Source organism: Streptomyces sp. NPDC047117 (assembly GCF_040643545.1).
Classification (GTDB): Bacteria; Actinomycetota; Actinomycetes; order Streptomycetales; family Streptomycetaceae; genus Streptomyces.
In genome coordinates this window covers 51,385-68,302 of record NZ_JBEYUN010000030.1, presented here as the reverse complement: position 1 = coordinate 68,302, position 16,918 = coordinate 51,385, and the positions used below count along the sequence as shown (strand labels likewise).

Sequence of the window (16,918 nt, the reverse complement as noted above, 5' to 3'; positions counted from 1 at the left end):
GCTGGGCCGCCGTGGACACGGAGGTCGGCGGTCAGAAGGTGGCGGCGGGCGACATGCTGCTGCTCGGGCTGGCCGCCGGTAACTACGACCCGGCCCCGCCCTGACCGGGCCCCGCCGGCACCCGGGCGCGGCGGCCGTCGTACCGGCGACGGCCACCGCGCCCGTAGGGGAGTGGTGGAGACGGTGCGCGCCATCGGGACGCACAAGCGTCTACGTGGGCATCGATGCGAGCATCCACGTGGGCGTTGATACGGGCGTCCACGTGGGCATCGGTGCGGGGATCCCTACGGGCATCGATACCGGCGGCGCTACGGGCGTCGGTGTCGGCGGAGCTACAGATGCCGAGCGGTCGCGCCGCTCCCCGTGTTCCGTCAGCGCGGTGGTGTGCGGCGCGGGGCGTAGCCGGCCGGGTCGCGTACGGCGCCGCGCAGGGCGGGCTGCGGTACGGCACCGGCGCGCGGTACGCCGGCGGTGCGTAACGCGCGTCCCGCACCGGGGGCGGGCACCGTGCGGGCGGCCGGCGCCAGTTGCCGCCACATGTCCGTCACGGCCTCCCGGCTCCACCACGTGCGGTCCGCGCGGCCCAGCTCCAGCAGCCCCACGACCATCGTGGTCAGCGCCCGTGCCAGCCGCTGCGGATCGGCGTCCAGAGGCAGCCGGCCCGTCGAGCGGTCGGTGACGGCCTTCTCCAGGAAGAGCGCGGACCACCGCCGGTGCAGACGGGCGCCGCTGGGTTCGGGATCGCTCTCCGGGCGGATCTGGAGGCCGGCCCGGACAACGATGTCCCGGTCCACCCGCTCCAGGAGGGCGACCGTGAAGTCCCGGGACGCGCTCAGTACGGGATCGGGGGCGCGCAGCAGCTGTTCCTCCAGCTCGCGCAGCGCGCCGAGCGCCTCGTCCCGTACGGCGAGGGTCAGCTCTTCCTTGGACTCGAAGTGGAAGTAGAGGGCGCCTTTGCTGAGTCTCGCGCGCCGGCTGATGTCGACCATGCCGGACGCGGAGACGCCCTTGTCGATGAAGCTCTGGGCGGCCGAGCGGATGAGCGCCTGGCGGCTCTGTATCGCGCGGTGCTGCGTGGGCACTGTGTCCGTCCTGTCTCTCGTCCGGCCGGGGCCGGTCGAGCCGCTGGATCGCCGGGCGCGCCATCGGCTCGGTGGTTCGATGGTCAAAGACTATAGAGAAAACCAACCGTGCGGTTTCAATATCGTACGACTCACTTCGGACGGGCGCCGATACCGGCCGCTCCGCCCGGACGGCATTGGCTGAAGCCGCACCCCCATGATCCGCGCGGTGTGACGCACGTGACAGCGGCTCGTCCCGGGCGCCTCAGGCGTTGCGGCCGTGTACGGGTTGTGTGTGAGGTGTGGCTCAGCGCATTGACAAACAGCGCAGGCGGTTTTTAAATCTGCAAAGGCGAGCAACGGGACGCGTTGCCTCCATGAAAGCCGTTGAGACGCTTCTCTGCCAGGCCCCCGCGGCGTTGCGGACCGACGGAACCGTTTCACACTTCACACATGCCATCGATTTGATTCCCCCGCGGCCGGCGGGAGTCCCGGACTCCGACCGGCCCGTCAACGCATCGGAAAGGTATCGAGCAATGCGCGATTCAGCGGACGTCGGCGAAGGCATCGGGGGGGCGCCGCGCGGTGCCGGTACGGTCCCGATCCGGGCGGTCGTTTTCGACTTGGACGGCACCCTCGCCGACACGCTGCCCGCCATCGGCCGGCTGCTGTCGAAGGTGGTCGCCGAACAGGGCCGCCGGGTGACCCCGCGGCAGGCCGCCGCCGCGGTCGGCAAGCCGGCCCCGGCCGCGTTCGGGCAGCTGCTCGGCCGTCCCGAGACGGACGAGGCGGTGCTCACCGCGATGAATCGCTATCGCGAACTGTTCGCCCACGAAGTGCTCCGCGAGGGGCCGCGTCTGCTGTTCCCCGGCGTCTCCTCGGGGCTGTCCGCGCTGCGCGCGCACGGCATAGAACTGGCCGTCGCCACCTCCAAGGTCTCGCGCAGCGCCGAGGCGCTGCTGGACGTGATGGGCATCCGCGACCTGGTCGGCCCGGTCATCTGCCACGACATGGTGCGACGCGGCAAGCCGCACCCGGAGATGGCGCTGCGCGCCGTCGCGCAGCTCGGCGTCTCGCCGCGCGAGAGCGCGTACGTGGGCGACACCGTCGGCGACATGCGGATGGCCGTCACCGCCCACATGGCCCCGATCGCCGTCACCTACGGCGTCGGCCGCTTCGGGGAGCTGGCCGCGGTGGCCGGCACCCGGATGTGCAGCTCCTTCCGGGACGTGGTCGCCGCGGTGGCCGCATCCCGCCCCCGCCCGGTCGAAATGGCCGCGGGGTACCCCCGGATGCGCTGAGGCGCGCCCATGCACGGAGCGCGCACCTTGGTACCGCGCTCCCGCCGCCGGACGGGACCCGTCCCGCGCCGTCGGCGCCCGTCGCCCCCGCGGCCGCACCGACCCCCAGGAGGCACCCGTCGAGGGCCGCGCGTCCGGAAAGACGCGGCCCCGCACGACCCCTGCCCGCAAGGGCCCGTTGCGCTCGCCGCCCGTCCGCCCGCCCGTCCGCGGCGGCCGGCACCGGGCCGCCGGCGGTACTCGTCACCCGACCGTCAACGCCTGCCCCGCACGGCGTGCCCACGGCGGAAAGCTCGCCACCCGCGGCCGTTCACGGCTGCGCGGCACGCCGGACCCCCATGCGGCGGCCGGCCCGCCGGGCCCCGGCCCGTACCAGGAACCCGTACCAGGAACCCGTACCGGGAACGCTGCCGACCGACCAACCGACGACCAGCAGACCTCCTGCGCGAGACCACGCACGGCCTGGCACAGCCCACACCGAGCACACGAGTTCACGCACCGCCCGCGTACGCCCTCACGCGAAGCCCAGGGCGCCCCGCATTCCCGCAGCGCCCACAAGCCGCTCACTCCACCCCCGCCGCCCCCCGCTCGCCCAGTACCCCGCTCACGAACTCCGCGCCCGCCGCGTGCAGCCGGCGGTGGAGGCGGCCGAAGACGGCGGCCGCGTGGCCGCCCGGCCAGTCCTCCGGCAGCAGCGCCGCGGGCAGGCCGGGATCGGCGTACGGCAGCCGGCGCCAGGCGTCCAGCGCCATCAGGTAGTCGTGGTACGCCGCTTCGAGGTCCGTGCTGCGCCGGCGGCTCCACTGTCCGAGCACCGGCTCGTGGGCGTCGAGGAACGCGCGGTGCCGGGCGGCGATCGCGGGCAGGTCCCACCAGCGGGTCACCGCCTCCGCCGTCGGCGCGAAGCCGGCGTGCGCGCCGGTGAAAAGGTCCACGTACGGGTCCAGCTGGAGGCGGCGCAGGACGTGCCGGGTCTCCTCGTACAGGTGCCCCGGGGCGATCCATACGCCCGGCGCCGCGGTACCGAAGCCGAGCCGGGCCAGCCGGGAGCGCAGCAGGTGCCGCTTGTGGCGCTCCTCCTCGGGGACGGAGAACACCGCGAGCACCCAGCCGTCGCTCGCGCGCGGCGTGGGCCGTCCGTAGATCCGCCGGTCGCCGTCGGCCAGCAGTTCGCGGGCGTCCGCGGAGAGCGCGTACCCCGCGGCCCCCGACGACGTGCGCGCGGGCACCAGCAGTCCGCGGCGCTTCAGCCGGGAGACCGCCGAGCGCACCGACGGCGGGTCGACGCCCGCCACGCCCAGCAGTGTGATCAGCGCGGCCACCGGTACGGGCCCCAGCGGCGCGCCTTTCGCGTCGCGTCCGTACGCGCCGTAGAAGGTGACGATCAGGGACCGTGGGGTGCGCTGCGGCTGCGGGTCACTCACGCCGTCACTCTAGGTCGTGCCGCCGGGGCCCCGACGGCCCGGTGGCGCTGCTTCACGGCACTTCCCGGACGGGCGCGCGCAGCCGGAAGCGCTGGAGTTTGCCGGTCGGCGTCCGGGGCAGCGCGTCGTGGAAGACGAACTCGCGCGGGCACTTGTACGGCGCGATCTCGGCCTTGGTGAACTCCCGTAGTGCATCGACGGTTTCCTCCGTACGGGGGAGGCCGGGGTCGAGCACCACATGGGCGACGACGACCTGCCCGCGGTCCGCGTCGGGCCGGCCCACCACGGCCGCCTCGGTCACGGCCGGATGCCGCAGCAGCGCCTCCTCGACCTCGGGCCCGGCGATGTTGTACCCGGACGAGATGATCATGTCGTCGGCGCGTGCGACGTAGCGGAAGTACCCGTCCGTCTCGCGCACGTAGGTGTCGCCGGTGAGGTTCCAGCCGTCCCGTACGTACTCCAGCTGGCGCGGATCGGCGAGATAGCGGCAGCCGGTCGGGCCGCGCACCGCCAGCAGTCCCGGCTCGCCGTCCGGGGCGGGCCGGCCCGCCGCGTCGACCACCCGGGCCTCGTACCCCGGCACCGGCACCCCGGTGACGCCCGGGCGGGCGTCCTCGTCGGCGGCGGAGAGGAAGATGTGCAGCATCTCCGTCGCGCCGATGCCGTTGATGAGCCGCAGCCCGGTCGCGTCGTGCCAGGCGTGCCAGGTGGCGGCGGGCAGGTTCTCGCCCGCCGAGACGCACCGGCGCAGCGAGGTGACGTCGTGTCCGGCCAGTTCGGGCAGCATCGCGCGGTAGGCGGTGGGCGCGGTGAACAGGACGGAGACGCGGTGGGTCTCGATGTGCCGCAGCAGTCCGCGGGGGCCGCCGGGCTCGGCGAGCAGGGTGGAGGCCCCGGCCCGCAGCGGGAAGACGACGAGCCCGCCGAGGCCGAAGGTGAAGCCGAGCGGCGGGGTGCCGGCGAAGACGTCGTCCGGCCCGGGCCGCAGCACGTGTGCCGAGAAGGTGTCGGCGATGGCGAGCACGTCGCGGTGGAAGTGCATGCAGCCCTTGGGGCGGCCCGTGGTGCCGGAGGTGAAGGCGATCAGCGCGACGTCGTCGGCGGCGGTGTCCACCGCGGGGTAGTCGGCGGGCTTGCGGGCGGCCCGGCGCAGCAGGTCGTCGGGGCCCTCGCCGCCGTACGCGGTGATCGCGAGGCCGGGTACCGCGGCCTTGGCGAGGTCGTCCACCGTCCGTATGTCGCACACCGCGTGGCGCACCCGCGCGATGTCGCAGAGGGTGGCCAGTTCGTGGGCGCGCTGCGCGGCCGGCACGGTCACGGCGATCGCGCCGGCCTTCATCACGGCGAGCCAGCAGGCGGCCAGTTCGGGTGAGGTGGGGCCGCGCAGCAGGACCCGTTCGCCGGGCCGTACCCCGAGGTCGTCGGTGAGCGCGTGGGCGAGGCGGTTGACGTGTGCGCGCAGGTCCTCGTACGTCCAGACCGTGCCGTCACCGTGGCGTACGGCGGGCCGGTCGGCGCCGAACCGGCGCAGGGAGCCGTCCAGCAGCTCGGTACCGCAGTTGAGCCGGGTCGGGTAGCCCGCATCGGCCATCCGGGGCCATTGCGCGGGCGGCGGGAGATGGTCGCGGGCGAAGGTGTCGGTGTGGGCCGTTGGCTGCAGATCCATGACGCATGCGCCCCCTCGTGACGCTCGGCCGTGGTGTCCGAGGGCCGCCGGGGGCTGCCGTACGGACGCTTCGTCAGCGTAACGTGTTCGTGACGACAGTCAACAGATCGCGATAAGGCAGACCGTGACAAGGGAGCCGCCCTGTGACCGCATTCGCGCTCGACTCCGACGACGTGGCGTGGTGTGCCGAACTCCGGGCCCTGACCGCCGACCGGCTGCGCCCGCTCGCCGAGAAGGCCGAACCGGGGCGGGTGAACCGCCCCCTGGTGGCGGCCCTCGGCGAGCTGGGCCTGCTCCGCCGCCTGTTCCCCGACGGCGGCACCGTCCGCGCCCTCGACCTGTGCCTTCTGCGGGAGTCGCTGGCGCAGGAGTGCACGGAGGCGGAGACCGCGCTGGCCCTCCAAGGACTGGGGGCCTGTCCGGTACTCCAGTCGGGTACCGAGGAGCAGCGGGCGCGCTGGCTGCCGGAGGTCACCGCCGGGCGCGCGGTCGCCGCCTTCGCGCTGAGCGAGCAGGACGCCGGGTCGGACGCGGCGGCGCTCACCCTGGCCGCCGAGCCGGACGGCGCGGGCGGCTGGCGGCTCAGCGGCGAGAAGTGCTGGATCTCCAACGCGCCCGAGGCGGACTTCGCCACCGTCTTCGCGCGTACCGGCGAGGCCCCCGGCGCGCGCGGCGTGACCGCCTTCCTCGTGCCCGCGGACCGGCCCGGGCTGAGCGGCGAGCACCTGGACATGCTCAGCCCGCACCCCATCGGCACGCTGGTCTTCGACGGCGTCCCCGTGTCCCGGGACGACGTCCTGGGGGAGCCGGGCCACGGCTTCGGCGTCGCGATGCGCACCCTGAACCTCTTCCGGCCCAGCGTCGGCGCCTTCGCCATCGGCATGGCCCAGGCGGCGCTGGACGCCGCGCTCGAACACGCCGCCACCCGCACCGCGTTCGGCGGCCCCCTGAAGGACCTGCAGTCCGTCTCGCACCGCCTCGCCGACCTGGCCACTCGCGTCGAGGCGGCCCGGCTGCTGGTGTACGCGGCGGCCGCGGCCTACGACGCGGGCGCGGCCGACGTTGCCAAACGCGCCGCCATGGCCAAGCTGCTCGCCACCGAGACCGCCCAGGAGACCGTCGACGCGGCGGTGCAGATCCACGGCGCCCGCGCGCTGCGCCGCGGCCACCTCCTCGAACACCTCTACCGGGAGGTGCGCGCGCCGCGGATCTACGAGGGTGCGACGGAGGTGCAGCGGACGATCATCGCGCGGGAGCTGTACCGCTGACGGGAGCCCCGCCGTCGGACGCCCCGCCACCGTCCCCGTCACCGTCCGCGGCGCCGTCTTCCAGTCCGGCCTCCTCCAGCCCCGCGTCCGCCGCGGCCACCGCGGCCCGCTCGGCCGTCAGGTCCAGCCCGCGGCAGGCCAGCAGGTACACCCCGGCCGAGACCGGCAGGCCGATCAGCATGGTGATGTCGGCGCCGCCCACCCAGGCGGCGCCCGGCCCCTCCAGGTCGCCGATCTCCGCGAACGGCAGCATCGACAGGAAGCCGATCCCGTACGCGAGCAGCCCGCGCCCGCTCCACCGGCCGTACATCCCGCGCGGGTTGAAGATCTCCCGGATCGAGTAGTGGCCGCGCCGCACCACGTAGAAGTCGACCAGGTTGATCGCTGTCCAGGGCGTGAAGAGGTAGCCCAGTACGGTCAGGAAGTGTCCGAAGTCCGTCAGGAACGCCCGGTCGGAGCCGAACGCGATCACCGTGGACAGCACGCCGAGCACCAGCAGCGCCCCCACCCGCTTCGCGGGCGTCGGCCGGATCTTCCGTACCGAGTCCATGCTGGAGAGCAGGGTCAGGCTGCCGCCGTAGAAGTTGAGCGTGCCGATGGAGATCAGCGGCAGCACGGAGACCAGCAGCAGCGTCACCCCGAAGCCGGGGAACAGCTCGTCGCCCGCCGAGATCACCGAGTCGACCAGCTCGGCCTTCGGGAACAGCCCGGCCGCGACCGTCCCGATCAGCATCATCCACGCCCCGCCGACCCACGCGCCCAGGTACGTCCACCAGAACGACGACCGCACGCCGACCGTCGGCGGCAGGTACCGAGAGTAGTCCGAGACATAGATCGACCAGGACATCTGGTACACGGCGGCGGTGAAGAACTGCACCAGGAACGGCGCGAGCACGAAGCCGCCGAGGTCCAGCTGCGCGGCGGAGAACGGGTCGGCCGCCACGACACCCACCGAGAAGACCACCAGCACCGCGATCACCAGGAACGTGAGCCAGCGGGAGGCGCGGTGGATGACGTCGTAGCCGACGATCGCGAGGACGATCGCCAGCACCGCGTACCCGATGTAGCTCACCCCGGCCGGGGTGCCGGCCAGGTGGTCCATCGTCTGCGCGATCAGGATCTGGTTGAACGCGGTGTACCCGACATACGTCGTCAGGGCCACCACCCATACCAGCAGCGCGCCCACGTACCCGAACTGCGGGCGGGACTGCACCATCTGCGGCAGCCCCAGCTGCGGGCCCTGCGTGGAGTGGAAGGCCATGAAGAAGGTGCCGAACGCGCCGCCGAGCACCACGGCGATCGCGGTCCATATGAGGTTGCCGCCCAGCGCGACGCCGATGGCGCCGGTCGCGATGGTGGCGAGGTGCGCGTCGCCCGCGAACCACACGGGGAAGAGGTGCCACACCTTGCCGTGCCGCTCGGCCAGCGGCACGTAGTCGATGGACCGGGACTCGATGACGGGCCTGCCCCCGCCACCGCCGTCCGGCGGGGTCTGCGAAGGGGTACCGGCCTGGCTGGCTTTCACAATGCGACTCCTCGTGAAGGGGAACGGAAGGGGCGGGCCGCGGTCCCACTCCGCGGCCCGCCCCCGGGCTCTCATCTGTCGTCGGTGCGGTGCAGCGCCGTGTACGCGAGCTGTTCCAGCAGCAGCCCCGTCTCACGGGGGGCCTCCGCCGCGGCGCCGATCACCTGCTTGGTGAGCGACACCGCCAGCGGTGGCTGCCCGGCCAGCTCGGCGGCCAGCTCGCGCGCTCTCGCGAGGTGCGCGCCGCCCGGCACGACCTCGGTGACCAGCCCCCACGCGTACGCCTCGGCCGCGGCGATCCGGCGGCCGCGCAGCACCAGGTCACGGGTGCGGGCCGGGCCGACCGCGCGGACCAGCCGGGTCACCCCGCCGGAGCTGGGCAGGATGCCGATGCCGACCTCCGGCAGCGCGAACCCGGCGGTCTCGTCGGCGATCCGGAAGTCGGCCGCGAGCGCCAGCTCGAAGCCGCCGCCGAGGCAGTGGCCCGCGACCGCGGCGACCGTGGGCTGCGGCAGCGCCGCCAGCGCCTCGTACACCGCGCCCGAGGAGCGGTAGTACGCGGCGATCGCCGCCGGCGTCATCTCGCGCAGCTCGCGGGTGTCGGCGCCGGACGAGAAGACCCGCGGCCCCCCGGTCACCACCACGGCCCGGCTGTCGCGGACCTCGGGGGAGCGCAGCGCGTCCAGGAGCCGCGACTCCAGGTGCGTGGAGAGCGCGTTGAGCTTGGCCTCGCGGCGGACGGTGAGCACGGCGACGTCCCCGTCCCGTACGGTCTCCACCTCGCCGGCCGGATCGGTGCGGCCCTCGGCGGCCACGCTCAGTCCTCCGCCGCGAAGGACAGCAGCCCGTCGAGCCCGCGCTTGGTGATCTCGTTGGCGATCACCAGCCGCTGGATCTCCGAGGTGCCTTCCCAGATGCGGTCCACGCGCAGCTCGCGCCAGAGCCGCTCGACGGGCTGGTCCCGCATGTAGCCGCGGCCGCCGAAGATCTGCTGGCAGCGGTCCACCACGCGGTTGGACGCCTCGGACGCGGAGAGCTTCACCGTCGCGGCCCGCGCGTGCAGCAGCTTGCGGTCGCCGCCCTCGGTGAACTCCCAGGCCACCTGGTGGGTGAGGGCCCGGTTGGTGGTGATGTCCACGACCGAGTCGGCCAGCATGCCCTGGATGAGCTGACGGTTGATCAGCGGTTCGCCGCCCTGCACCCGGTCCCGGGCCCAGTCGGTGGCGAGCCGCAGCGCCCGCTCGGCGGCGCCGATCGTGCGCGCCCCGATCATCAGCCGCTCCTCGGTGAACCAGTCGCGGGTCAGCTCGTACCCCTGCCCGACCTCGCCGAGCACGGCACCGGAGCCGACGCGTACGTCCTCGAAGCGGAACTCGGGGTGCTCGTAGACGAAGGTGTGCGTGTAGCGGGGCGTGCGCGTGACCGAGACGCCGGGGGTGTCCTTGTCGACCAGGAAGAGCGTCGGGGCGCCGGACGGCTGGACGTTGGCCAGCACGATCAGGAAGTCGGCCGCGTCGCCGACGGTGACGAACCACTTCTCGCCATTGATCACGTAGCCGCCGCCGTCCGGTACGGCGGTGGTGCGGATCCCCGACGGGTCGGAGCCGGCGTCCGCCTCGGTGATCGCGACCGCGTCCCGGCAGCGGCCCTGGATGCCGGGCAGCAGATAGCGCGAGCGCTGCTCGGGGGTGGCGGCGCGCAGGCAGTTGGCGGGGCGCCAGACCGTGTCCCACAGCGCGCCGGTCAGCTTGCCCAGCTCCTCCTGGACGACGACCTGCTCCAGTACGGTCAGCCCGGCGCCGCCCCACTCGACCGGCATGTTGATCGCCTGCAGGCCACTGGCCAGCACCTCGTCCCGGATGGCGGCCAGCGCCTCGGGCGTGAGGCCGTTGTTCGCCTCGCACTCCTCCTCGTACGGCATGATCTTCGCGGTGAGCCCGGCGGCACGTTCCTTCAGCTCGGCCAGGCGCGGGGTGTATGCGAACTGCACGGTGTCTCCCAGAAGGTGGATGGGTGGGGGCGGTCAGTCGGCGAGGACGATCCGGGCGTCCAGGCCCAGGCAGCCGTCCGGCGTCGCCAGCAGCGGATTGACCTCCAGCTCGGCGATCTCCGGGTGCGCGGCGGCGAGGCCGGCGACGGCGGCGACGGACTCGGCGAGCGCGTCGAGGTCGACGGCGGGCCGGCCGCGTACGCCGTGGAGCAGGGCCGCGGCGCCCAGCCGCAGCAGCAGCTCCTTGGCCTGCGCGGGGACGAGCGGGGCCAGCGCGAAGGTGACGTCCCGCAGCACCTCGGTGGTGATGCCGCCGAGGCCGACCATGACGACCGGGCCGAACCGCGGGTCGCGCCGCACCCCGACGATGATCTCCACGCCGCCGCTCGGGTCCGCCATGGCCTCGACGCAGAAGCCGGGCGGGGCCAGCCGGTCCGTCATGTCCTGTGCCGCGGCCCGTACGGCGTCGGCGTCCGTGAGGCCGAGGGCCACGCCGCCCGCGTCGGACTTGTGCAGCAGCCCGAGCGCCTTGACGACGAACGGACCGCCGCCGATCGCCCGGGCCGCCTCCGCCGCCCCGTCCGGGGACGCCGCCCGCCGGGCGGCGGGGAACGCCACGCCTGCCGTGCGGACCAGCTCGCGCGCGGTCCAGTAGCCGTCGTCGGTGACCGCCCCGCTGCCGGAGCCGTCCGGCCGGCCCGGCGGCTCCGCCGGTTCGGCGCGCCGGGCGAGCATGCCCAGGCACCGCGCGGCGTCCTCCACCGCCGCGAACACCGGTACGCCCTGCCGGCGCAGCTCCTCGCTGGTGGCGGTGTCGGGGCACATCGTGTGCACCACGACCGGCTTGCCGTACTCGCGGACCAGCGCGCCCAGTTCGGTCGCGGTGGCCAGCTCCGCCGCCGCCAGCCGTTCGCCGTAGCTGCCGTACCCGCCGAAGTAGCCGGTCAGCAGCGCCGCGTCGACGTCCGGCGCGGCGAGCAGCAGCCGCAGCGTGCGGGTGAAGGAGGCGATGTCCCGTTCGCCGGCGCCCGCGATGTCGACAGGGTTGCCGACGCCGGCGGAGGGCGGCAGCCCGGCCCGCAGCGCGCCGGCCAGCCCGGGGCCGAACTCCGGTACGGACAGGCCCTGGGCCTCGGCCAGGTCGCAGGCGACGGCCGCGTGCCCGCCGCCGTCGGCCAGTACGGCCACCCGGTCGGCGCGGGCCCGGCCGAACCGGTGCAGCGCGGCCAGCAGGTCGGCCATCTGCCGGGGGCTGGTCACCCGGTCGATGCCGGCCGCCCGGCAGGCCGCGTCGATGACGCTGCTGTCGCTGGTCAGCGCGCCGGTGTGGGACTTGGCTCCGCGTACGGAGGCGGCGCTGCCGCCCACGGTGAGCAGCACGACCGGCTTGCCCGCCGCCACCGCGTCCGCGGCCGCCGCGACGAAGGCCCGCCCGTCCCCGAAGTCCTCGCAGTACAGGGCGATCAGCTCGGTACCGGGGTCCTCGGCGCAGCTGCGGATGAGGTCGGCGGCGCCCAGGTCGGCCTGGTTGCCGAGCGAGGCGAAGCGGGAGAAGCCCAGGCCGCGGTCGGTGAGGAAGCGGCTCAGTTCGAGCGCCATGTTGCCGCTCTGGGAGATCAGGGCCACCGATCCGGCGGGCAGCGGGTTGGAGGCGAGGGACAGGCCGGTGGTGCTGTCCAGCACGCCGAGGCAGTTGGGGCCGAGGAGGACGGCACCGGCGGCGCGTACCCGGGCGACGAGTGCCGCCTCCCGTGCCCGGCCCTCCGCGCCCAGCTCGCCGAAGCCCGCGGTGATCCCGACGATCGCTTTGGCCCCGGCGGCGAGCGCGTCCTCCACGGCCGCCTCGAAGCCGGCGGCCGGCACCGCGATCACGACGAGGTCGACCGGCTCGGGGAGTTCGGCGAGCGTCCGGTACGTGGGCTCGCCGAGCACCGGTTCACCCCGCCGGCCGACCAGGTACACCGCCCGCCGGCCCTGCATCCGCAGCGCCTGTACGGAGAGCCAGTTGCCGTACTTGGACTGGTCGTTGCTGGCCCCGACCACGGCGACGGCGCGGGGTGCGAACAGGGCGGACAGGTCGCGCGCCCGGACCTGTCCCTCATCAGGGGCGAGCACCGTCATGGGTTGGCCTCCTCGGAACGCAGCGGGGACAGGGCCGGGGCGGGGTGCCCGGCGCCCCAGGCGTCGGCGCCGCCGTCGACGACCACCGTGGTGCCGGTGACGTAGGCGCCACCGGGCGAGGCGAGGAAGGAGAGCAGCCCGGACACGTCCTCGGCCCGCCCGAGCCGCCCCATCGGCACGGCGGCCGCCCAACGGTCGCGGTCCGCCTCGCTGTAGGTCTCTTCGAGCCCTTCGGTGGCGATGGTGCCGGGCGCGACGCACACCGTGCGGATGCCGTACCGGCTCCACTCCAGGCTGAGCCCGGCCGCCAGGTTCTCCACGGCGGCGCGGGCCGCGGTGGCGTGCACCATGCCGGGGATGCCGCGGCGCGGCGAGAAGGCGAGGAAGAACACCGCCCCCGACCGTTGCGGGATCATCGCCCGCCGCGCGACCTCGCGGGTGACGTTCCAGGCGGCGTCCACGGCGAGCCGGTGCACCGCCCGCCAGCCGTTGGCGCTGATCTCCTCGGCGGGCGCGGTGAACTGCCCGCCCGCGTTGTTGACCAGTACGTCGATCCGTCCGTACGCCGCCAGCGTCCGGTCCACGGCCGCGGTGACCTGCTCCTCGTCGCGGATGTCGGCGGTGATCTCCAGGCAGCTGCCGCCCGCCGCCTCGATCTCCTTGCGTACGTCGGCCGGCGGCCCGGGGCGGCGGCCGCAGACCACCACGCTCGCCCCGCCCGCCGCGAGGTCGAGCGCGGTGGCCCGGCCGATGCCGGTACCGCCGCCGGTGATCAGTGCGACCTTGCCTTCGTGGATGCCGGGCCGCAGCACGGACCGCCCGGCATACGGGGGTGATGCGCTCACCACAGAGCCCTCCTCATTGCGGACAACTCGTCTGACTGATGCGTCAGTCAGCCTCATCACAAGGGAGACCGTCAAGGGGTACGCAGCAGTAATCCCAAGGGGGTTGACGGGGGTGACGGAGGAGTGGTCTCGTCTTTGACTGACGCGTCAGTAGGCCGACCGGGACGCACCCGCCGGCACCCCCGGCGCGGGCCCGTGTCGCCGGACGCAGGAGGCAGGATGACCGACCGGTCACGTACGGACGAGGACCGCCGGCAGGCGATACTCGAAGCCACGTGGCAGCTCATCGCCGAGCGCGGCATCCACTCCGTACGGATCGCCGACATCGCCCGCGTCTGCGGCACCAGCACGGGCACCGTGCACTACTACTTCCCCGGCAAGAGCGACGTGCTGGCCGAGGCGCTCAAGTTCTGCGTGGAGCAGGCGTTCGTCCGCCAGAGCGAGGTGCTGCGGACCATCGACGACGCGCACGAACGGCTGCTGAAGCTCATCGACATGCAGCTGCCGCGGCTCGGCCGGGTGCGCGACGAGTGGTCGATCTGGCTGCAGTACTGGGCCGAGGCGGTCGTACGACCCGAATTCCGCGCCGCGCACAACGAGTTCTACGCCCGCTGGCAGGACGCCGTGATCCGCATCGTGCTGCGCGGCCAGCGACAGGGTGTCTTCCGCGCCGACGTCGACCTGGAGGGCGTGGCCCTCCGCCTCACCGCCCTCACCGACGGCGCCGCCATCCAGGTCCTCACGGGAGCCCCGCGCATGACGGTCTCGGTGATGCGCGAGCTACTGATCGACTTCGTCGGCCGGGAACTGGTGGCGCCGCCCGAGATGCGGAAGGGCGCCGCCGTCAGGTACAGTCGATCTTGAGCTCGCCGCCGGAAACCCGGCGAACGGCCCGGCGTTGGTGGTCCAAGGAAAGACGCCCCGCTTCCTGCGGGGAAATGCAGGTGCAAGGCCTGCCCAGCGCTCGTGACGAACCCCGGTCCCTCCGCACGGAGAGACCGGGGTTCTTGTCTTTCCGGGGCCGCCCGGCAGCCGGGAAGGCGCCCGGGGAGTCCCGTACCGGTCACGCGGCCAGCCGGGCCCCGAGCAGCACCATCCGCAGCGCCCGCTCGGTCGCGTCCGTGAGGAACTCGGTGCCTCTGCCGAGCGCCTCGTGCAGCGACACGGGGGCCGGCAGGATCGAGCTGTACGCGTCCACGCCCACGGCCTCGACCTGGTGCGCGCCCTCGCCGATGGTGCCCGCGAGCGCCAGGACCGGGCGCCCGAACCGCTTGGCGCGCCGGGCCACCTCGGCCGGCACCTTGCCGCGCGGCGTCTGGTGGTCGAGCGCCCCCTCGGCGGTGACCACGAGGTCGGCGCGGGCCAGGCGGGCGTCCAGCTCGAGATGGTCGAGGAGCACGTCGAAGCGGGGGAGCAGCCGGGCGCCGAGGGCCGCGAGCCCCGCGCCCAGGCCGCCGGAGGCGCCGGTACCCGGGGCGAGCCGGAGGTCGGTGCCGCAGGACAGGTCGCGCCCCAGGACGTACGCCCAGCGCTCCAGGGCGGCCGAGAGCTCCTCCACCTGCCGCGGCGTCGCGCCCTTCTGCGGCCCGAAGACGCGGGCCACACCGCGCTCGCCGCACAGGACGTTGTAGGGATTGCACGCGACGAGCAGTTCGACGTCCTTCAGGCGGGGATCCAGCCGCGTCGGGTCGATCCGGTCGAGGCGCCCCAGCTCCCGGCCGCCGGGCGGCAGTTCGTACCCCTTGGCGGTGAGCAGCCGGGCGCCGAGGGCCTGGAGGGCGCCGGCACCGCCGTCGGACGTGCCGGAGTCGCCGCAGCCGATCAGGATGCGGCGGACGCCCGTGCCGAGGGCGGCGCGGATCAGCTCGCCCACGCCGTACGTGGTGGTGGCTCCCGGGTCGCGGCGCCCGCGCGGCACCAGGGAGAGCCCGGCGACGGCGGCCATCTCGACGACGGCCGTGCCGGAGCCCAGCAGCGCGAAGTGGGTGCCGACGGGCTCGCCGACCGGGCCCGTCGCGGGCCGGGAGACCAGCCGTCCGCCGGTCGCGGCGGCCAGCGCGGCGGCCGTGCCCTCACCGCCGTCCACCAGCGGAATCAGATCGATCTCGGCCCCGGGGACCACCCGGCGTACACCGGCGGCGATGGCCTTCGCCGCCTCCTGGGCGGAGAGCGACTCCTTGAAGCCGCTGGGGGCGACGGCGAATCGGGTCAGCATTTCGGGGTTCCTTCCGGAAGGGCCGGCACTCGGGGAGCGTCAGGGCTTGAGGAGCGGTACGCCGAGCAGTGGCCACACCGCGAGGGCGAACAGCAGGACCAGGGCGGCGGTCAGCGGGGCCAGCACGGCGGACAGCCGCAGCAGGTCACGCGGGGTGTAGGTGGGGGCACCGGGCAACTCGGCGAAGAGTGCGACCGGCTTCGCCGAGGCGGGCAGGGTGTGGCAGAACCCGGCCGCCGCGGTGGACGCGAGCGCCGCGGCCACCGGGTTGACCCCGGCACCCACGGCGGCGGCCACGACGAGCGGTACGAGGACCGAGGAGCGGGCCGAGCGGGACTGCAGGACCAGATGGGCGGCCGTGCTGATGATGATCACGGCGGCCAGGAAGAGGCCGGGCGGCACCGCGACGGGCAGGCCGGAGACCAGCCACCGGGCGGCGCCGGAGTCGGCGAGCGCGACGCCCATCGCCATCGTCGCGGCCATGAAGAGCAGCAGCGACCAGGGCACGGATTTCAGCGCGTCCTTCAGGCGTACCGTGCCCAGGGCCGGGGAGGCCGCGACGACCGCGCCGGTCAGGGCCACCACCGCGGGCGGCACCTGGTGCAGCGGCTCGCTGCACCACAGCGCGACCACCGTGCCGAGCAGCAGCGCGCAGCGGGTCTCGTCGGTGCTGAGCGGGCCGGTGACCGGCTTGTCGCTGTGCTCCTGGATCTGCTCGGCGGTGATCCGCACGGGGCCGCGGCGGTCGGCCCGCCGGGTCGTCGTCAGCAGCACGGCCTCGGCGGCCAGATGGGACGACGCGACGGCGAGCGGCAGGCCGAGCAGCAGCCACCGGGTGAAGCCGATGCGCTCACCGGTCGCCTCCCACAGCACCGAGACGGTGATCAGATGGGCGCCGGCGCCGATCAGGGTCGCCACCGCGGAGAGCAGGATCACGGTGGGGAAGAGCAGCGCGAGCATCACGACCAGGCGCCGGCGGCCGGCGAGCACCTTGGCGAGTGCCAGGAACACCGGCAGCGCGAGCGCGGCCCGCCCCGAGGTGGCCGGCACGGCGAAGGCCGTGACCACCAGCGCCGCGGTCGTCAGATGCGTCAGCTGCCGCACGCTGCGGGCCCCGCTGACCAGGAAGGCGGCGGCCCGCCCCGCGAGCCCGGTGCGCGTCACGGCGGCGGCGAGCACGAAGGCGCAGATGAGCAGCCACACCGTGGCGTCGCCCAGGGTGCCGAACAGCGTCTCGCTGCTGATCACGCCGGTCGCCGTGAGCGCGAGACCGGCACCGAGGGCGATGTACGTGTCGTCGATCGGCGTGCCGATCCAGGCGCAGGCCGCCAGCGCGAAGACGCCGAGCGTCAGGCGGGCCTCACCCGTGAGCCCGGGGAAGTTCCCGGGGACGACGAGGAGGGCGCAGAGGCTGAGGGCCACGCACAGGGCCGCGGCGTGGCGGAGGTTCACACTCACCCTCACAGCGTCGGGCGACGCCGTGAGTCATCGATGAGCCGTAC

13 protein-coding genes are annotated in these 16,918 nt (G+C 74.2%); 3 read left to right on the top strand and 10 right to left on the bottom strand.

Features of this window, described 5'->3' with window-relative positions; all coding sequences use genetic code 11:
- Positions 1-371 precede the first annotated feature (371 nt).
- The gene (locus ABZ840_RS35705; RefSeq protein ID WP_361567586.1) at positions 372-1,082 is read right to left on the bottom strand and encodes a TetR family transcriptional regulator; all 711 of its coding nucleotides are present in this window, start codon (positions 1,080-1,082) and stop codon (positions 372-374) included.
- Positions 1,083-1,597: 515 nt separating this feature from the next.
- Here ABZ840_RS35705 and ABZ840_RS35700 point away from each other — a divergent pair.
- Positions 1,598-2,362, top strand: coding sequence for an HAD family hydrolase (locus tag ABZ840_RS35700; protein WP_361567583.1), 765 nt, complete (start codon positions 1,598-1,600; stop codon positions 2,360-2,362).
- Between the two features lie 563 nt (positions 2,363-2,925).
- Here the strand turns inward: ABZ840_RS35700 and ABZ840_RS35695 are convergent.
- Entirely contained in the window at positions 2,926-3,786 is an 861-nt protein-coding gene (locus ABZ840_RS35695) for a PaaX family transcriptional regulator C-terminal domain-containing protein (protein ID WP_361567580.1), read from the bottom strand.
- Positions 3,787-3,838: 52 nt separating this feature from the next.
- A complete protein-coding gene (locus ABZ840_RS35690; RefSeq protein ID WP_361567578.1) occupies positions 3,839-5,452 on the bottom strand; it encodes an AMP-binding protein in 1,614 nt (537 codons plus the stop codon).
- Between the two features lie 143 nt (positions 5,453-5,595).
- Here ABZ840_RS35690 and ABZ840_RS35685 point away from each other — a divergent pair, with 143 nt between their 5' ends.
- The gene (locus ABZ840_RS35685; protein ID WP_361567575.1) at positions 5,596-6,720 is read left to right on the top strand and encodes an acyl-CoA dehydrogenase family protein; all 1,125 of its coding nucleotides are present in this window, start codon (positions 5,596-5,598) and stop codon (positions 6,718-6,720) included.
- Here ABZ840_RS35685 and ABZ840_RS35680 read toward each other — a convergent pair.
- The 5 genes from ABZ840_RS35680 to ABZ840_RS35660 form a co-directional block, all read right to left on the bottom strand.
- Entirely contained in the window at positions 6,695-8,245 is a 1,551-nt protein-coding gene (locus ABZ840_RS35680) for a cytosine permease (protein ID WP_361567573.1), read from the bottom strand. The two genes, ABZ840_RS35685 and ABZ840_RS35680, sit on opposite strands and share 26 nt — an antisense overlap.
- Positions 8,246-8,316: 71 nt before the next feature.
- A complete protein-coding gene (locus ABZ840_RS35675) occupies positions 8,317-9,060 on the bottom strand; it encodes an enoyl-CoA hydratase/isomerase family protein (RefSeq protein ID WP_361567570.1) in 744 nt (247 codons plus the stop codon).
- A 2-nt stretch (positions 9,061-9,062) separates the two neighbouring features.
- Complete coding sequence (locus tag ABZ840_RS35670; RefSeq protein WP_361567567.1) at positions 9,063-10,235, bottom strand: acyl-CoA dehydrogenase family protein; 1,173 nt, start codon at positions 10,233-10,235, stop codon at positions 9,063-9,065.
- Between the two features lie 33 nt (positions 10,236-10,268).
- Positions 10,269-12,356, bottom strand: coding sequence for an acetate--CoA ligase family protein (locus ABZ840_RS35665; RefSeq protein WP_361567564.1), 2,088 nt, complete (start codon positions 12,354-12,356; stop codon positions 10,269-10,271).
- The gene (locus ABZ840_RS35660) at positions 12,353-13,201 is read right to left on the bottom strand and encodes an SDR family oxidoreductase (protein ID WP_361567561.1); all 849 of its coding nucleotides are present in this window, start codon (positions 13,199-13,201) and stop codon (positions 12,353-12,355) included. The genes ABZ840_RS35665 and ABZ840_RS35660 overlap by 4 nt, the downstream gene beginning before the upstream one ends.
- A 219-nt stretch (positions 13,202-13,420) precedes the next feature.
- Between ABZ840_RS35660 and ABZ840_RS35655 the strand changes: the two genes are divergently transcribed.
- Positions 13,421-14,065, top strand: a complete 645-nt coding sequence (locus ABZ840_RS35655; RefSeq protein ID WP_361567558.1) for a TetR/AcrR family transcriptional regulator — start codon at positions 13,421-13,423, stop codon at positions 14,063-14,065.
- Positions 14,066-14,264: 199 nt separating this feature from the next.
- Here ABZ840_RS35655 and ABZ840_RS35650 read toward each other — a convergent pair whose 3' ends face one another.
- The gene (locus ABZ840_RS35650; protein ID WP_361567556.1) at positions 14,265-15,416 is read right to left on the bottom strand and encodes a glycerate kinase; all 1,152 of its coding nucleotides are present in this window, start codon (positions 15,414-15,416) and stop codon (positions 14,265-14,267) included.
- A 39-nt stretch (positions 15,417-15,455) separates the two neighbouring features.
- A complete protein-coding gene (locus ABZ840_RS35645; protein WP_361567553.1) occupies positions 15,456-16,874 on the bottom strand; it encodes an SLC13 family permease in 1,419 nt (472 codons plus the stop codon).
- Between the last annotated feature and the right edge of the window lie 44 nt (positions 16,875-16,918).

Coding starts and splice junctions, on each gene's coding strand:
- ABZ840_RS35700 (WP_361567583.1), top strand. CDS start 1,598: ATGCGCGATTCAGCGGACGTCGGCGAAGGCATCGGGGGGGCGCCGCGC.
- ABZ840_RS35690 (WP_361567578.1), bottom strand. CDS start 5,452: ATGGATCTGCAGCCAACGGCCCACACCGACACCTTCGCCCGCGACCAT.
- ABZ840_RS35665 (WP_361567564.1), bottom strand. CDS start 12,356: ATGACGGTGCTCGCCCCTGATGAGGGACAGGTCCGGGCGCGCGACCTG.
- ABZ840_RS35655 (WP_361567558.1), top strand. CDS start 13,421: ATGACCGACCGGTCACGTACGGACGAGGACCGCCGGCAGGCGATACTC.
- ABZ840_RS35650 (WP_361567556.1), bottom strand. CDS start 15,416: ATGCTGACCCGATTCGCCGTCGCCCCCAGCGGCTTCAAGGAGTCGCTC.